This is a genomic window from Streptomyces sp. NPDC101118 (genome assembly GCF_044759445.1).
Lineage (GTDB): Bacteria > Actinomycetota > Actinomycetes > Streptomycetales > Streptomycetaceae > Streptomyces.
On sequence record NZ_JBIVZG010000025.1, the window covers coordinates 58006 to 73639 of the forward strand.

18 protein-coding genes are annotated in these 15634 nt (G+C 72.5%); 9 read left to right on the plus strand and 9 right to left on the minus strand.

The features are described from left to right. The first annotated feature begins 185 nt into the window (after window positions 1–185). The 3 genes from phoU (at window position 186) to ACIQUQ_RS30650 (ending at window position 1514) form a co-directional block, all read left to right on the plus strand. The gene (gene phoU / locus ACIQUQ_RS30640) at window positions 186–857 is read left to right on the plus strand and encodes a phosphate signaling complex protein PhoU (RefSeq protein ID WP_399939077.1); all 672 of its coding nucleotides are present in this window, start codon (window positions 186–188) and stop codon (window positions 855–857) included. Between the two features lie 124 nt (window positions 858–981). After that, entirely contained in the window at window positions 982–1134 is a 153-nt protein-coding gene (locus ACIQUQ_RS30645) for a hypothetical protein (protein WP_399939075.1), read from the plus strand. A gap of 134 nt (window positions 1135–1268) precedes the next feature. Beyond that, complete coding sequence (locus ACIQUQ_RS30650; protein ID WP_403982431.1) at window positions 1269–1514, plus strand: hypothetical protein; 246 nt, start codon at window positions 1269–1271, stop codon at window positions 1512–1514. 60 nt (window positions 1515–1574) lie between these two features. Here the strand turns inward: ACIQUQ_RS30650 and ACIQUQ_RS30655 are convergent, their stop codons facing one another. Then, window positions 1575–1874 carry a hypothetical protein gene (locus ACIQUQ_RS30655; protein ID WP_403982433.1) on the minus strand — a complete coding sequence of 100 codons (300 nt, stop codon included), beginning with the start codon at window positions 1872–1874 and terminating at the stop codon, window positions 1575–1577. A 166-nt stretch (window positions 1875–2040) separates the two neighbouring features. After that, entirely contained in the window at window positions 2041–2799 is a 759-nt protein-coding gene (locus ACIQUQ_RS30660; protein WP_403982435.1) for a phosphoglyceromutase, read from the minus strand. 199 nt (window positions 2800–2998) lie between these two features. Between ACIQUQ_RS30660 and ACIQUQ_RS30665 the strand changes: the two genes are divergently transcribed. Next, a complete protein-coding gene (locus tag ACIQUQ_RS30665; RefSeq protein WP_403982437.1) occupies window positions 2999–4291 on the plus strand; it encodes an MDR family MFS transporter in 1293 nt (430 codons plus the stop codon). Here the strand turns inward: ACIQUQ_RS30665 and ACIQUQ_RS30670 are convergent. Further along, window positions 4288–4827 (minus strand): YbjN domain-containing protein, encoded by a 540-nt coding sequence (locus ACIQUQ_RS30670; protein WP_403982439.1) that lies wholly within the window; start codon window positions 4825–4827, stop codon window positions 4288–4290. The genes ACIQUQ_RS30665 and ACIQUQ_RS30670 overlap by 4 nt on opposite strands. Further along, complete coding sequence (gene mshA, locus ACIQUQ_RS30675; RefSeq protein WP_403982441.1) at window positions 4820–6196, minus strand: D-inositol-3-phosphate glycosyltransferase; 1377 nt, start codon at window positions 6194–6196, stop codon at window positions 4820–4822. Before mshA ends, ACIQUQ_RS30670 begins: the two co-directional genes overlap by 8 nt. A gap of 211 nt (window positions 6197–6407) precedes the next feature. Between mshA and ACIQUQ_RS30680 the strand changes: the two genes are divergently transcribed. From ACIQUQ_RS30680 to ACIQUQ_RS30690, 3 genes are all read left to right on the plus strand, one after another. After that, window positions 6408–7217 carry a class I SAM-dependent methyltransferase gene (locus tag ACIQUQ_RS30680; RefSeq protein WP_399939063.1) on the plus strand — a complete coding sequence of 270 codons (810 nt, stop codon included), beginning with the start codon at window positions 6408–6410 and terminating at the stop codon, window positions 7215–7217. A 191-nt stretch (window positions 7218–7408) separates the two neighbouring features. Continuing rightward, window positions 7409–8410 carry an NlpC/P60 family protein gene (locus tag ACIQUQ_RS30685; protein WP_403982443.1) on the plus strand — a complete coding sequence of 334 codons (1002 nt, stop codon included), beginning with the start codon at window positions 7409–7411 and terminating at the stop codon, window positions 8408–8410. 254 nt (window positions 8411–8664) lie between these two features. Next, complete coding sequence (locus ACIQUQ_RS30690) at window positions 8665–9912, plus strand: SpoIIE family protein phosphatase (protein ID WP_403982445.1); 1248 nt, start codon at window positions 8665–8667, stop codon at window positions 9910–9912. A gap of 130 nt (window positions 9913–10042) precedes the next feature. Here the strand turns inward: ACIQUQ_RS30690 and ACIQUQ_RS30695 are convergent, their stop codons facing one another. The 3 genes from ACIQUQ_RS30695 to ACIQUQ_RS30705 all read right to left on the minus strand — a co-directional run bounded on the left by ACIQUQ_RS30695 (window position 10043) and on the right by ACIQUQ_RS30705 (window position 11489). Beyond that, complete coding sequence (locus tag ACIQUQ_RS30695) at window positions 10043–10381, minus strand: DUF2516 family protein (protein ID WP_403982447.1); 339 nt, start codon at window positions 10379–10381, stop codon at window positions 10043–10045. A gap of 147 nt (window positions 10382–10528) precedes the next feature. Then, on the minus strand, window positions 10529–11098 hold the full coding sequence (locus ACIQUQ_RS30700; RefSeq protein ID WP_403982449.1) for a hypothetical protein: 570 nt from the start codon (window positions 11096–11098) through the stop codon (window positions 10529–10531). 16 nt (window positions 11099–11114) lie between these two features. Next, window positions 11115–11489 (minus strand): helix-turn-helix domain-containing protein, encoded by a 375-nt coding sequence (locus ACIQUQ_RS30705; RefSeq protein WP_399939052.1) that lies wholly within the window; start codon window positions 11487–11489, stop codon window positions 11115–11117. A 318-nt stretch (window positions 11490–11807) separates the two neighbouring features. Between ACIQUQ_RS30705 and ACIQUQ_RS30710 the strand changes: the two genes are divergently transcribed. Further along, window positions 11808–12974: an IMP dehydrogenase gene (locus ACIQUQ_RS30710; RefSeq protein ID WP_403982451.1), complete on the plus strand. Its 1167-nt coding sequence runs from the start codon at window positions 11808–11810 to the stop codon at window positions 12972–12974. A 129-nt stretch (window positions 12975–13103) separates the two neighbouring features. After that, window positions 13104–13754 carry a hypothetical protein gene (locus tag ACIQUQ_RS30715; RefSeq protein ID WP_403982454.1) on the plus strand — a complete coding sequence of 217 codons (651 nt, stop codon included), beginning with the start codon at window positions 13104–13106 and terminating at the stop codon, window positions 13752–13754. A gap of 64 nt (window positions 13755–13818) precedes the next feature. Here the strand turns inward: ACIQUQ_RS30715 and sigJ are convergent, their stop codons facing one another. Next, a complete protein-coding gene (gene sigJ / locus ACIQUQ_RS30720) occupies window positions 13819–14709 on the minus strand; it encodes an RNA polymerase sigma factor SigJ (RefSeq protein ID WP_403982456.1) in 891 nt (296 codons plus the stop codon). 78 nt (window positions 14710–14787) lie between these two features. After that, window positions 14788–15585 carry a putative protein N(5)-glutamine methyltransferase gene (locus ACIQUQ_RS30725; RefSeq protein ID WP_403982458.1) on the minus strand — a complete coding sequence of 266 codons (798 nt, stop codon included), beginning with the start codon at window positions 15583–15585 and terminating at the stop codon, window positions 14788–14790. Between the last annotated feature and the right edge of the window lie 49 nt (window positions 15586–15634).

The following is a 15634-nucleotide window of genomic DNA, read 5'->3' on the forward strand; positions in this document are numbered from 1 at the left end:
CGACGACAGTTCCACAGCCGTTCGGGTGGCACCTCGAACAGTCGTCGCCCAGAGTTCACCGTGACGACCGTACTGATTCACTTGTGGTGCCGGAGTCCGACGCGTGGGCCGCGCACCGTGGGAGCGTGGGGGTCGAAGCGACACGAAACCCCCGGCCCCCGGCAGTAACGAAGAGAGGGACACCCATGCGGGACGCGTACCACGAGGAACTGGACTCGATCGGCGACGGCCTGGTCGAGATGGCCCGGCTCGTCGGTTCCGCGATCGGGCGGGCCACCACGGCCATGCTCGACGCCGACCTGAAGCTCGCCGAGAGCGTGATCGCCGCTGACCAGAAGATCGACGACCTCCAGCACGACCTGGAAGCCCGCGCCATCGCCCTGCTGGCCCGCCAGCAGCCCGTCGCCACCGACCTGCGCATCGTCGTGACGTCCCTGCGCATGAGTGCCGACCTGGAGCGCTCCGGCGACCTGGCGCAGCACGTGGCGAAGCTCGCCCGGCTGCGCTTCCCCGACACGGCGGTGCCGCGTGACCTGCACGCCACCATCCTGGAGATGGGCCAGCTGGCGCAGCGGCTGATGGCCAAGGCCGCCGAGGTGATCATCACCAAGGACGTCGACCTGGCGATGCAGCTGGAGACGGACGACGACGAGATGGACCAGCTGCACCGCACGCTGTTCCAGCACCTGATGGACGACCGCTGGAAGCACGGCATCGAGACGGCCGTGGACGTGACGCTGCTGGGCCGCTACTACGAGCGGTTCGCGGACCACGCCGTGTCCGTGGCCAAGCGCGTGGTGTACCTGGTGACGGGCGAGCACGCGGACGAGCTGCAGACGCCGGTCGAGGCCTCCTGAGCACGGCCGGGGCCGTCCTCGGCGGCTCCGGGCCACCACTGCGCCAGTGCGCCGTTGACGCGCCCTCGGGGCTGGGCATGAATGAGGCAGGGCAGTACGCGCGTACGCCTTCCTAGGAGGAACCATGGCCGATTCCCCCGTACCGATCACCCCCGAGCAGGAGCAGCAGCCGCCCGCCGCGCAGCCGCTCCGGCTCCCGCTGCTCGCGGCCTGCGGCTGCGGCTCGGGCTGCGGCTGCGGCTGCCAGTCCGGCGCGCCGTGCCAGTGCGGCGGCTGACCGGCGCACGTGCGCGACGAAGGGCCCTGTCCGGTTAACCCCGGATAGGGCCTTTTTGGTGCAAAAGCCCGGAAATCTTATTACCGGCACGGAGCGGTTGACAGCCGTCGAAAGTCGGGTCAAGGGTGAAGAGCATGACAAAGAGGACAAGAACGAGAAGAGTGGGCGCGGCAGTCGCCGCGGCCGCAGCAGCGTTCAGCCTCGGGCTCGGCGGCGCCTCCGCCGCCATGGCCGAGATCAAGCCGGTCGACACCTCGTGCTCGAACAAGGCCGGCCAGGAGCCCGGCGGCCAGCAGCCCAGCTGCAAGGGGGCCAGCCACACCCAGGAAACCGAGAACCAGAACCCGGCGGGCCACGCGCCCGGCGGCCACAACAAGTGACCTCACCTCACACGAAGAAGCCCGTCCCCACCGGGAACGGGCTTCTCGTGCGTCGGGGGGTCAGGGGGTCGCCGGCTTGGCCGGGGCGGCCGGGGCCATCGGCTGGGCGGCCGGCTTGGCCTCGGGCTTGGCCAGCAGCGAGTCGGCGGTGTCCTGGAGGGCCGCGACGTTGCCGTTGGACAGCACCACGTTCGGGTTGAGGACGCGGTCGAGGTGCACGGTCTCCGTCAGGTCGGAGACGTTGAGGTTGTCGAGGAGCGAGAGCAGCGGGGTGTCCGCGGCCTGGGCGGGAGCGGCGGCGCCGAAGAGCAGGGCGACGCCGGCGAGGGCGCCGGCCACGGAGTATCGGTTCAGCTTCATGCGCGGCAAACGCACGCCCCCGGCCCCCGGTAATCGGCGTCCGCCCCGCCTCCCCCGTTCGGCTCCGCCGTTCCCCCCGTCCGGCCCCGCGCACGGCCCAAGTACGAAAAAGCCCCCCACCCGACGGGTGAAACCGCCGGGTGAGAGGCCTCGGAACGCTTCCGGACTACTTCTTGCCCTGGTTCTTGACCGCTTCGATGGCGGCCGCGGCGGCCTCGGGGTCGAGGTAGGTGCCGCCCGGGTTGAGGGGCTTGAATTCGGCGTCCAGCTCGTAGGAGAGCGGGATGCCGGTCGGGATGTTCAGGCCCGCGATGTCGGCGTCGGAGATGCCGTCCAGGTGCTTGACCAGGGCGCGGAGCGAGTTGCCGTGGGCGGCGACCAGGACCGTGCGGCCGGCCAGCAGGTCCGGGACGATGCCGTCGTACCAGTACGGGAGCATGCGGACGACGACGTCCTTCAGGCACTCCGTCTTCGGGCGCAGCTCCGGCGGGATGGACGCGTAGCGCGGGTCCCCGGACTGGGAGAACTCGGTGCCGTCCTCAAGGGCCGGCGGCGGGGTGTCGTACGAGCGGCGCCACAGCATGAACTGCTCCTCGCCGAACTCGGCGAGGGTCTGGGCCTTGTCCTTGCCCTGGAGCGCACCGTAGTGGCGCTCGTTCAGACGCCAGGAGCGGTGGACCGGGATCCAGTGGCGGTCGGCGGACTCCAGGGCGAGCTGCGCGGTGCGGATCGCGCGCTTCTGGAGGGACGTGTGGACCACGTCGGGGAGCAGACCGGCGTCCTTGAGCAGCTCACCGCCGCGGACCGCCTCCTTCTCGCCCTTCTCGTTGAGGTTGACGTCCACCCAGCCGGTGAACAGGTTCTTCGCGTTCCACTCGCTCTCGCCGTGGCGGAGGAGGATCAGCTTGTACGGTGCGTCGGCCATGCGTACGAGCCTAATGGACGGCAGGAGGCCCTGCGCGCGCCGTCCAGGGGGCGGTCGGGACCGGTCCCGGGACGGGTCCGGGGACCGGTCCCGGGACCTTCGCCCGGCCATATCCCGGCCGAATTGAGTGGCGCTGGAATCCGGCTCTACGTAACGTGTCAGCGGTTGGATTGATGCTTACATCGCCGGGGGGATCCAGATGTCCGCTGCCTCGCTCAGGAGAGCCGTCCGCGAGAGCGTCGGCGGACTGCCGCGCGAGTTCTGGTGGCTCTGGACGAGCACGCTCGTCAACCGGCTCGGGGCCTTCGTCGCCACCTTCATGGCCTTGTACCTGACCCTGGAGCGGGGCTACTCGGCCTCCTTCGCGGGACTTGTGGCCGCTCTGCACGGGCTCGGCGGTGTGATCTCCTCCCTGGTGGCCGGGGTGATGACCGACCGCCTCGGGCGCCGGCCCACGATGCTGGCCGCCCAGGCCTCGACCGCGTTCTCCGTGGCCCTGCTGGGCTTCATGCAGCACCCGGCCGCCATCGCGGCCGTGGCACTGCTGGTCGGCATGGCCTCCAACGCCTCCCGCCCCGCGGTGCAGGCGATGATGGCCGACATCGTCCGCCCCGAGGACCGGGTGCGCGCCTTCGCGCTGAACTACTGGGCCATCAACCTCGGCTTCGCGGTGTCCGCCGCCGTCGCCGGCTTCGTCGCCGAGTACAGCTACCTGGCCGGCTTCCTCGGCGAGGCGGCGCTCACCCTCGTCTGCGCGGTGCTGGTCTTCCTGAAGCTGCCCGAGTCCCGCCCCGAGCGGACCGGCCGGGCGGCGGCCGCGGAGCCGGAGACCCGGCTCGGCACCGTGCTGCGGGACGGCCGGTTCATGGGTGTGGTCGGCCTGTCCTTCCTCATCTCCCTGGTGTTCACGCAGGGCTCGGTCGGCCTGCCGGTGGCCATGGGCTCGGCCGGCTTCACCCCCGGCGACTACGGCCTGGTCATCGCGGTCAACGGCTTCCTGATCGTCGCGCTGCAGATCCCGGTCACCCGGTTCATCGAGCACCGCGACCCGCAGCGGCTGCTGGTCCTCTCGGCGCTCCTCGCGGGGTACGGCTTCGGGCTCACCGCCTTCGCCGGGTCCATCGGGGCGTACGCGCTCACGGTGTGCGTGTGGACGCTGGCCGAGATCATCAACTCCCCGACGCAGATGAGCCTGGTCGTCCGCCTCTCCCCGGTGCACGGCCGGGGCCGCTACCAAGGCATGTACACGCTGAGCTGGGCGGTCGCGTCGCTGGTCGCGCCGCTGATGGCCGGGTACGTGATCGACCGCCTCGGCGCCGCGTGGCTGTGGGGCGGGACCGCGGTGCTGGGCACGGTGGCCGCGGCCGGGTACTGGGCGCTGATGCGCGGGCTGCCGGCGGGCGACGCGCAGGCGGTCGCGAAGGGCACGAGCACGGCCGCGGCCGACCGTGCGGACCTCGCGGCCGGTACGGAGAGCCGTACCGCCGTCTAGTCCGCCTTCGTGGGCTCCGTCGGGGAAGCGTCCCCGGCGGGGCCCTTCTCCGTGAGGTGCCGGAAGGCGTCCAGGTTGCGCGTGGACTCGCCGCGCGAGGTGCGCCATTCGTACTCGCGCTTGATGGCCGAGGCGAAGCCCAGCTCCAGCAGGGTGTTGAAGGAGCCGTCCGCGCCCTCCAGGACCGAGCCGAGGATACGGTCCAGCTCCTCGGGGGTGACCACGGCCAGCGGCAGCCGCCCGGCCAGGTAGACGTCGCCGAGGTGGTCGACCGCGTAGCTCACGCCGTACAGCCTGAGGTTGCGCTCCAGCAGCCAGCGGTGGACCCCGGCCTCGTTCTCGTCGGGGTGCCTGATGACGAAGGCGTTGACCGACAGCGAGTGCCGGCCGATCCGCAGCGAGCAGGTCGTGGACAGCTTCCGGGTGCCGGGGAGCTTGACGACGTACGAGCCCGGCTCGGGGTTCTCCCACTCCAGGCCGGCGTCGGCCAGGGTGCTCTCGATGGTCTGCGCGGCGGTCAGCGCGGGGTCAGCCATGGTGGGAGCGTACGCGACGGCGGTGATCATGCATCGCCGCGGTGTACACGTCCGCCGTGCCGGCCGCCGCCGTGTCCCAGCCGAAGAACCGCGCGTGCCGCGCCGCCTCGCGCCCCATCCGTTCGGACAGGCCGGGGTCGTCGGCGAAGCGCTTGAGCCGGTCGGCGTAGTCCACCGGGTCGTGCCCGGCCACGAGGAAGCCCGTCACCCCGTCGTTCACCGCCACCGGCAGTCCGCCGACGGCCGCGGCCAGCACCGGGGTGCCCGCCGCCTGGGCCTCGATGGCGACCAGCCCGAAGGACTCGCTGTGCGAGGGCATCACCAGCACGGAGGCGGCGCGGAACCAGTCGGCGAGCTGGTCCTGGCCGACCGGCGGGTGGAAGCGGACGAGGTCGGCGATGCCGAGCCTGGCCGCCAGCTTCTGCAGGCCCTCCGGCTTCGCCAGGCCGCTGCCGCTGGGCCCGCCGACCACCGGCACCAGCAGGCGGCGGCGCATGGCCGGCTCGCGGTCGACCAGCTCGGCCACGGCGCGCAGCAGCACGTCCGGGGCCTTGAGGGGCTGGATGCGGCCGGCGAAGAGGGGTATGAGTGCGTCCTGCGGCAGGCCGAGCCGCGCGCGGGCGGCGGCGCGGCCGTCGCCGGGGGTGAAGCGGTCGAGGTTGACGCCCGGGTGCACCACGGCCACCTTCGCCGGGTCCGCCTCGTAGTGGCGCACCAGCTCGTCGGCCTCCTCGTCGGTGTTCGCGATGAGGCGGTCGGCGGCGGCCACGATCTGGGTCTCGCCGATGACGCGGGCGGGGGGCTCGGGGGTGTCGCCCTCGGCCAGGGCGGCGTTCTTGACCTTGGCCATGGTGTGCATGGCGTGCACCAGGGGCACGCCCCAGCGCTCGGCGGCCAGCCAGCCGACGTGGCCGGACAGCCAGTAGTGGGAGTGGACCAGGTCGTAGTAGCCGGGGCGGTGGCCGGCCCAGGCCTGCATCACGCCGTGGGTGAAGGCGCAGAGCTGCGCCGGCAGCTCCTCCTTCTTCAGGCCTTCGTACGGTCCGGCGTCGACGTGGCGCACGAGCACGCCCGGCGCCAGCTCGACGACGGGCCGCAGTCCGCCGGAGGTGGCCCGGGTGAAGATCTCCACCTCGATGTTGATGGCGGCCAGGCGCCGGGCCAGCTCGACGATGTAGACGTTCATGCCGCCCGCGTCGCCGGTGCCCGGCTGGTGGAGCGGCGAGGTGTGCACGCTGAGCATGGCCACGCGGCGGGGCTTGCGGTGGTGGTTGCCGACCGGCAGCCGGAGCCGGGACGGGGGTGCGACCCCGAGGGCCGAGCGGTCGGGGGCGAGCCTGCCGCGGAACCGGGACACGTACTGGGTCACGTGGCGGTCCTCTCGCTCTGGGCATGACGGAAGGAGGGCCGGCCTGCGCCCTCCGTGGGTGCAACCCGCTCGGGGGCTCCCGCATTTCCACTTTGCAGACTTTTTATGGGCGGGGCGCGGCGGGGCGGCCCGCCACACCCGGCACGGGCTCCGCGGGGCGGCCCGCCGGGGCCCGGCACGAGCCGGTCCCACCTGCGCTTACCCTCGACCCATGGCCCCCCGCACCCCTCCCCCGAACCGACCCGTGGGCACGGTCACGCGCGGGACCACCAACCCGAACCGGCTGCGCCGCATGGACCGCTGGATCGCCGCCTCGCACGGGGCCGCCCTGCGCCGCGCCGACGCGCCCGTCGCCGTGGACCTCGGGTACGGGGCGGCGCCCTGGACCGCGGTGGAACTGCTGGCCCGGCTGCGGGAGGCGGCGCCCGCGGTACGGGTGGTGGGCATCGAGATCGAACCGGCGCGGGTGACGGGCGCGAAGCCGTACGAGCGGGACGGACTCGTCTTCCGGCACGGGGGGTTCGAGGTGCCGCTGGACGGCGGCGAGCGCCCGGCGCTGATCCGCGCGGCGAACGTCCTGCGCCAGTACGACGAGGAGCGGGTGGCGGAGGTCTGGGCGCGGCTGTGCGCCCGACTGGCCCCGGGCGGGCTGCTGGTGGAGGGGACCTGCGACGAGATCGGGCGACGGCACGTGTGGGTCGCGTTGGGGCCCGAGGGGGCGCGTACGGTGACCTTCGCGACCCGGCTGGGCTCCCTGGAGCGTCCTTCCGACCTGGCCGAGCGCTTGCCCAAGGCGCTGATCCACCGCAATGTTCCGGGGGAACCGGTGCACGCCTTCCTGCGTGACTTCGACCGGGCATGGGCCGCGGCCGCTCCGTACGCCTCGCTGGGCGCGCGGCAGCGGTGGATCCGTACGGCGCGCTCGCTGGCGGCAGACTGGCCGCTGGCGGACGGGCCGCGACGGTGGCGGCAGGGGGAGTTGACGGTGCGTTGGGAGGCGCTGCGGCCGGTGGGTTCGTAGACGGCCGGTGGGGGAAGCGTTGCGTCCGGTGGGTTCTCGGCGACACATTCTGCTGGGGGTGTCGGAATTCATCCGGGCATGGCACCATCCCCACTGGCGATGAGAAGTTACTGACGGTAAATCAGTTGTAGTTCCGAGGGGGGACTGTGAACCGACGGCGCGGAGCCAGCGCGCTCACACTCATCTGCGCCATGGCCGTCCTGTCGGCTCCCGGGCTCACGGGGCTCGCGTACGCCGCCCCGGCGCCCGAGCCGGGCAAGAAGTCCCTCGAAGAGGTCCGCAAGGAGATCGAGGACCTCTACCACAAGGCCGCCGCGGCGACCGACGCGTACAACCTGGCCGAGGGCGAGGCGAAGCGGCAGTCCGACCAGATCGTCGCGCTCGCCAACCAGATCGTGGCCGGGCAGCAGCGGATCGCCGACCTCAAGAACCGTGCCGGCGCCGCCGCCCGCGCCCAGTACCGCACGGGCGGCCTGCCGCCCGGCGCGCAGCTGGCGCTGAGCAACAGCCCCCGGCAGTTCCTCGACGGTGCGGACCGGCTGCGGCAGGGCGAGAAGGCCACGATGGGCGTGATCGCGGAACTCAACCGCACCCAGGACGACTTGACGCGGTACGCGGCCGAGGCGAGCGCGCACTGGCGGACCCTTGAGGCCAACCGCCTGAAGAAGGAGGCCGCGAAGAAGGAGATCGACTCCAAGATCGCGGCGGCCAAGGCGCTCGAGGACAAGCTGGAGGCGGAGGAGAAGGCACGCCTGCTCAAGCTGGAGCAGGAGCACGCCTACAAGGAACAGTCCAAGTGGCTGGAGTCCGGCGTCCTCAAGGAGATCAACGGCAAGGCCACGGAAGCGGGCAAGGCCGCGATCAAGTACGCGACCGCACAGATCGGGAAGCCGTACATCTGGGGCGCCGAGGGCCCGAAGGGCTACGACTGCTCCGGCCTGACCTCCGAGGCGTGGAAGGCCGCAGGCACGACGATCCCGCGCACCTCGCAGGAGCAGCTGCGGCTGCTGAAGAAGGTGCCGATCAAGGACATGCGGCCGGGCGACCTGATCATCTACTTCGACGACGCGAGCCACGTGGCCATGTACATCGGCGACGGCGCGATGGTGCACGCACCCCGCCCGGGGCGGCACGTGACGATCGCGGGCGCGGGCTCGATGCCGATCAAGGCGATCGTGCGGCCGGACGCGTAGCCACGGCAGGGCACCCCGGTCGTGGACCGGGGTGCCCCGCCCGTGAGGGCCGTGTGGGGACCCGGTGCGGAATCCGTATCGCCTGCTGGACCGGATCTCCGCAAGGGCGTGATGTTCGTCATCCCGGATCAGGACCTTTCCCCCGGGATACGGCATATGACGGTGGCCGTTCTCACTTCTCCATTGACGGTTCCGCCGCAGGTACCGCTATGGTCCCCGTCGGAACCCTCGGGGGGAGGGAAGGAACCAAGTCGATGCCCGTACCCGTACCGCGGCAGAGGGATGTCCCGGCCGCGGAGAGCGGTCAGGCCGGTCTGCCCACGCAAGCCCTCACCCTGCTCGTCATCGAGGACGACCCGTCGGGCGGCGTGACCGTACCCGAGATCCTCGACAGCGAGGGACAGCGCGTCCGTATCCGTACGGCACGCAACCTCACCGAGGCCGAACGGCTGCTCACGCCGGACGTGCACTGCATCCTGCTCGACCTGTGCCTGGCGGACCGCACCACCGCGCCCGCCGACGGCGCCCTCGCCACGCTGCGCGAGGTGCTGCGCCTCGCGCCGCGCCACGCCGTGCTCGTGCTCACCTCGGAGTCCGACGCGGAGCGGGCCGCCGAGGCCGTGCGCGTGGGTGCCCAGGACTACCTCTTCCGAAGCGAGTTGGACGGCCGGCTGCTGAGCCGGGCGATCCGGTACGCGGTCGAGCGCAAGCGCGCCGACATCGCGCAGTACAAGCTTGCAGAATCGAAACTGCGGGCCCAGGAGAACGCCCGGCTGGAGCGCGGCCTGCTGCCCACTCCCCTGCTCCAGGGCTCGGACCTGCGGTTCGCGGCGCGCTACCGCCCGGGCCGGAGCCGCGCGCTGCTCGGCGGCGACTTCTACGACACCGTCCGCACCCCGGACGGCACGGTGCACGCCATGATCGGCGACGTCTGCGGGCACGGCCCCGACGAGGCGGCGCTCGGCGTCGAGCTGCGGATCGCGTGGCGCGCGCTGACGCTGGCCGGGCTGTGCGGCGACGACCTGCTGGCCACGCTCCAGGAGGTGCTGGAGGTCGAGCGGGACAACGAGGAGATCTTCGCGACGCTCTGCACGGTCGACATCTCCCCGGACGGCCGCCGCGCCGGCCTGTGCCTGGCCGGCCACCCGGCCCCGCTGATCGCCCGGCCGGGCCGTCCCGCGCGGCTGCTGCCGTACGAGGACAGCGGCCCGGCGCTGGGCCTGCTGCCGCGCGCCCGCTGGCCGCGCAGGCAGGTCGAGCTGGGCGGCACGTGGAACCTGATGATGTACACCGACGGCCTGATCGAGGGCCGGATCGGCGAGGGCCGCGAGCGGCTGGGCCAGGACGGCATGGTCGAGATGATCAACCGGCACCTGCTGGACGGGCTCCGCGGCGAGGACCTGCTGGAGGCCGCCGTCACAGAGGCGCGGCGCCTCAACGGGGGCGAGCTGACGGACGACGTGGCGGTGGTGCTGCTGGACCGCTCGCCGGGGCGCCGCTGACGGACGCGGGGCGGTGCCGGGGAGCGGCGGGGTTCCGGGTGCCGGGGCGTCGTACCGGTCTGCCACCGGGCCGGCGGGTCCGGCGGGCGGCCCGGCGCCGTACCGCCGTACCGCCGTACCGTCGTGAGACCTAGCGGTTGCCGTTGTAGGGGCCGTACGGGCCGTCGCTGCTGCTGCCCCGGCGGCGCGGGCCGCCTCCGCCGCCGACCCGCTGGAGCGCGGGGCGCACGTCGACCATGAACACGATCGTGGCGACCAGGCCGGCGATCATGAGGAAGAGCATCCCCAGGAAGAAGTCGACGAGCACCGTGACGCCGAGGACGATCAGCCAGAACTTCTTGGTCTGCTTGTCGGCCGCACGGTAGGCGTCCTCCCGGGCCAGCGCCGCCAGGACGAAGGCCACGACGGCGAACACGAGCATGCCGACGTAGACCCACGAGAGGAGCGAGTCGAACCCTGCCATCAACATGCCGTCCACCGCCTACTGGGAAGCCCCACGGAAACCGTCTGACGCGGCCAAGGTACCCCGCGTACCCGGACAACGAACCGGACACCGCATCCGGTGCCCGGTTCATGGTGCGGATCCCGCCCGCTCGGACCCTGCCCTGCCGGGGGCTCAGCCCTCCTGGGAACCGGCCGCGCTCTTCTTGGCGGCCGTCTTGCGCGCCGGCGCCTTGCGGGCCGCCGCCGGCTTGGCCGGCTCCTCGGAGGCCGCCTCCTGCGCCTCGGGCCCGGCGGCCGGGGCCGGCGCCTCGACGACCTCGGCGATCTCGACGATCTCGTCGGCCACCTCGCCGCGCCAGGTGCGGACCGTCTGCTCGCCGTGCTCGGCGACCTTCTCGTACGTCTCACGCGCCTTGACGGCGTACTCGGCGGCCACGCCGACGCCGCGCAGGGCGAGGTCCTGCGCCTGCTCGCCCAGCTTCTTCAGGTCGGCGTCGAAGGAGCCGACCACCTCGGCGAACTTCGCCGTGACGGCGGCCTGGGCCTCCTTGGCCCGCTCCTGCACGGCCTTGGGGTCGGTGTTGCGCACGGCATCGATGCGGGCGGGGGCCTCGGCCCGCAGCTGCTCGATCAGGCCGGGCACCTTGCGGGCCTGCTGGACGGCGAGGTCGGCCGTACCGGCGGCGAAGTAGAGGGGGGTGGGGTCGGTGAGGGTCTTACGCAGGTCATCGGCGATGGCCATGGGTGGTCCTCCCGGATCACATGTGCTGGTTCGTGGTGTCGTCCGCGGCCGCGTTCTCCTTGCGGAACGACTCGTAGATCTGCAGAAGCACCTGCTTCTGGCGTTCGTTGATCGCCGGGTCCGCGAGGATCGCGGCGCGCGTCTCGACCTCGTCCGGATCGCGCTCGTCGAGGATCCCGGCCCGTACGTAGAGCGTCTCGGCGGAGATCCGCAGCGCCTTGGCGACCTGCTGCAGGACCTCGGCGCTGGGCTTGCGCAGCCCGCGCTCGATCTGGCTCAGGTACGGATTGGACACGCCCGCGGCATCGGCCAGCTGACGCAACGACAGCTGCGCCTGGCGCCGCTGCTCGCGCAAGTACTCGCCGAGGTTGCCGACATTGAGCGTTCCCATGAACCGGATCCTCCCCCACCTTGCTAACTTTTGCAAGCGGCTGCTTGCAAAAGTAGTCCTTCCGGGGGGCCGGGCCGCCTCCCCCGCCCGCGGGGCGACCGCCGGCGAGGAACCGGATTCGTGCAGTCACCGATTGATCGCTAAGGTGCCGGGTCACGACCGCACCCCGTTCGACCAACGGGCCGGTCAGGGCTCTGCCGCAGTGCGTGGCACCTCCACAACTGCCGTGCGTTCCCTGCCTGTCCGGGCCGTACGACGAAGGGGGCGGTACTCACGGGGGGGCACTCAGGCCCCGGCCCGACGGGTCAGGAGGAACAAGTGGCACAGCTCATCGCAGAGGTCTCGCGGACGTTCAACGAATTCCTGCTCTTGCCCAACCGGACGCGGACCGACTGCTCGGCCGCCACGGTGGACCTGAGCACTCCGCTGTCGCGGTACACGGCGGATGAGGCGCCGGCGGTCGAACTCCGGTCCCCGTTCACCTCCGCGATCATGCAGGCCGTCAGCACGCCCGACCTCGCGATCGCGCTCGCCCGCAACGGCGGTCTCAGCTTCCTGCACCACAACCAGCCCGTCGAGGACCAGGCCGCGGCGGTCCGCCGGGTGAAGAACGGCGCCGGCGCCGGACCTTCCGAGGGCGACGGACGCCACCCCGGCCGGCTCGTGGACGCCGCCGGCCGCCTGCGGGTCGGCGCGGGCATCAACACCCACGACTACCGGGAGCGCGTCCCGGCCCTCCTGGAGGCGGGCGTCGACGCACTGTGCTTCGACTCGTCCGACGGTTACAGCGACTGGCAGGCACAGGCTCTGACCTGGGTGAAGAAGCACCATCCTGAGATCCCGGTCGGGGGCGGCAACGTGGTCGACGGCGAGGCGTTCACCTTCCTCGCCGAGGCGGGGGCCGACTTCGTCAAGGTCGGGGTGGGCGGCGGCTCCATCTGCATCACCCGCGACCAGAAGGGCATCGGCCGCGGCCAGGCCAGCGCCGTCCTGGACGTCGCGGCGGCCCGGGACGCCTTCCGCGAGCGCACGGGCGCGTACGTGCCGATCTGCTCCGACGGCGGGCTGGTGCACGACTACCACGTCGCCCTGGCGCTGGCGATGGGCGCCGACTTCGTCATGATGGGACGTTTCTTCGCACGCTTCGACCAGGCGGCCGGCGCGAAGGTGGCCACCCGGGACGGCTTCGTGAAGGAGTACTGGGGCGAGGGCTCGAACCGGGCGCGCAACTGGCAGCGCTACGGCCAGGGGGGCCGGGAGCTGGTCTTCGAGGAGGGCGTGGACGGCTTCGTCCCGTACGCCGGCGACCTCACCGAAGGGCTGGCCCTGACCGTCGCCAAGCTCAGGACCACGATGGTCTCCTGCGGGTCCACCACCCTGCCGGAGTTCCGGTCCACCGCCCGCCTGACCCTCGTCTCGGACCAGAGCTTCCAGGAGAGCCACGCCAACGTCGACCTGCGGACCACCCCGGCAACGGCCTCCTGACCGGCCGCCGGCGGGCGGTTGACCTTGCCCCTGGGGCAGGGCGCAGGGTCGGTGGAGCCGGACGACGGGTCCGGCGCCAGGAGGCGCGTAACGGGGGCGTTGTCAGTGGGGGTTGGCACCATGGTCGTCATGAGCCACAACATCTCGTACTCCACCGCCGACAAGGCCGACGTCCTCGCGTTCCTGGGCAGCAAGGGCGACCTGACGCCGGACCAGCTGCGCCGGCTGGAGGGGATGCGCAGGGACGCGCGGGCGCAGCAGGCGGACCTGGACCGCCAGGGCGTCGACTGGGGGCTGTCCGTCCCGGACGCCCTGGAGCACCTGATAGCGGGGCACACCGACTCCGACGCCGACTGCGCGGGGAACGCGTACCACTCCGCCCTGCAGCACGTCATCGACCACAACGCCTCGGACCCGTACCAGCTGGGCACGTACTCCAAGCCGTCGACGTTCTTCGGCCTGGTGGACGACGAGATGCGGCGCCTGGGGGTGCCGGCGGACCTGCTGCCGCACGGGTTCCTGTACGACGGGCCGCCGGCGGACTTCCCGTTCATCCCGTGCTCGATGGACGGCTACCCGGCCATCGGGCACCTGCCGCTGGCGCGGGCCAAGGCGGCCGCGGACGCGTACCGCGCCGTGCTGGACCGGATGGACCCGGACTTCCGGTACGACGTGCAGGAGCTCGCCGAGAAGCTGGAGTTCGAGCACGGGGAGTGGGAGCGGGCCACCCGGGACATCGACTGGTACACGCAGGACACGCTCTTCTTCCGCCTGGTCTGAGCCCGGCGGGCGGGGGCCGGTCGCCCGGGAGCCGGGGGGCTCCCGGGCAACCGCCCGCCGCGGGTCAGTCGCGTCCCGGGACCACCGCCAGGTCCAGCGCCGCCAGCCGCTCGGGATCGGCCAGCACGTCGATGCTGGCGATCAGCCCGTCGGTGACGGTGAAGGCCATCACGGACAGGGGGTGGCCGTCGGCGGCGACCACGACGCCTGCGGCGCCGTTGACGAGCGCCGGGATGGCGAACGGCGCGAAGCGGCTGAAGCCGGTCGCCTGCCCGGCGACGACCTCGGCGCCCCGCACCGTCACCGTGTACCTGGTCCGGGCGATGCCGCCGTCGGACCGCAGCACGACGTCCGGGTGGAGTACGGAGACCAGCGCGCCGAAGTCCCCGTCGTGCGCGGCGGCGAAGAAGGCGTCGACCACCAACCGCTGGCGGGAGAGGTCGGGATCCGGCGCCGGGGCCTGGCCCTGCACCCGGCGCCGCGCCCGGCTGGCGAGCTGGCGGGTGGCCGCCGGCGTCTTCTCCAGCATCGGGGCGATCTCGTCGAAGGGCACGGCGAACATGTCGTGCAGCACGAAGGCGACCCGCTCGGCCGGCGCCAGCGACTCCAGCACCACCAGCATCGCCAGCCCCACGGAATCGGCGAGCAGGGCCTGCTTCTCCGGGTCGGCCCCGCTCTCCGCGGTCACCACCGGGTCCGGGATCCGCGACTCCAGCGGGTCCTCGCGCCGCTGCTCGCGCGAGCGCAGGGCGTTCAGGCAGACCCGGGCCACCACCGTGGTCAGCCAGCCGCCGATGTTCTCCACCGCACCGGTGTCCGCCCGGCTCGCCCTCAGCCATGCGTCCTGCACCGCGTCCTCGGCCTCGCCCACCGAGCCGAGCATCCGGTACGCCACCGCCCTCAGGTGTCCCCGGTGCTCCTCGAAAGCCGCCGTCAGCCAGGTCACGTCGTCCACGGCCCGCCCCTCCCCCCGCAGCCGGGCCGCGGCCGGTCCGCGCCCCCAACACCCCTGTTCTACAAGGCGGTACGGACGTCAGACCCGGCGGCCCACCACGACCGTCGCGCACCACTCCTCCGACTCCAGGACCGTGGTCTCCAGGCCGGCTCGCGCGAAGGCCCCGGCCGTGCCGGGTGCCTGGCGCCCGCTGGTCTCCACCAGCAGCCGGCCGCCGGGCGCCAGCCAGCGCGGGGCCTCCTCGGCCACCCGGCGCTGGAGGTCCATCCCGTCCGCACCGCCGTCCAGCGCCACCAGCGGCTCGTGCTCCCGCGCCTCCGGCGGCAACAGCCCGATCTCGTCGGTCGGTACGTACGGGGCGTTCGCCACCAGGATGTCCACCCGCCCCCGCAGCTCCCGCGGCAGCGGCTCGTACAGGTCCCCCTCGAAGACCTCGCCGCCCAGCGGAGCAACGTTTCGCCGCGCGTACCTGACCGCCTCCGGCGCGATGTCCGCCGCGTACAGCTCCGCCGTGGGCTCCAGCCGCGCCACCACCGCCGCGCCCACGGCGCCGACCCCGCAGCACAGGTCCAGGACCACCGCGCCCGGCGGAGCCGCCTCGCAGGCCAGCCCCACCAGGAACTCCGTGCGCCGGCGCGGTACGAACACCCCCGGCCCCACCGCCCAGCGCCGGCCGCAGAACTCGGCCCAGCCCACGACGTGTTCCAGCGGTTCCCCGGCCGTCCGCCGCCCGACCATCTCGGTGAGCGCCGCCGGCGTCGGGGCGGCGGAGACCAGCATCCGCGCCTCGTCCTCGGCGAAGACGCAGCCCGCCCCCCGCAGGGCGAGGACCACGGAGCCGTAGTCGTGCGGGTGCGCCGGCATTGCGTCTGACATGTGCTTTCTTTCGATCACGTGGTTCCGGCACACGGCCCGTCGGTGCCGC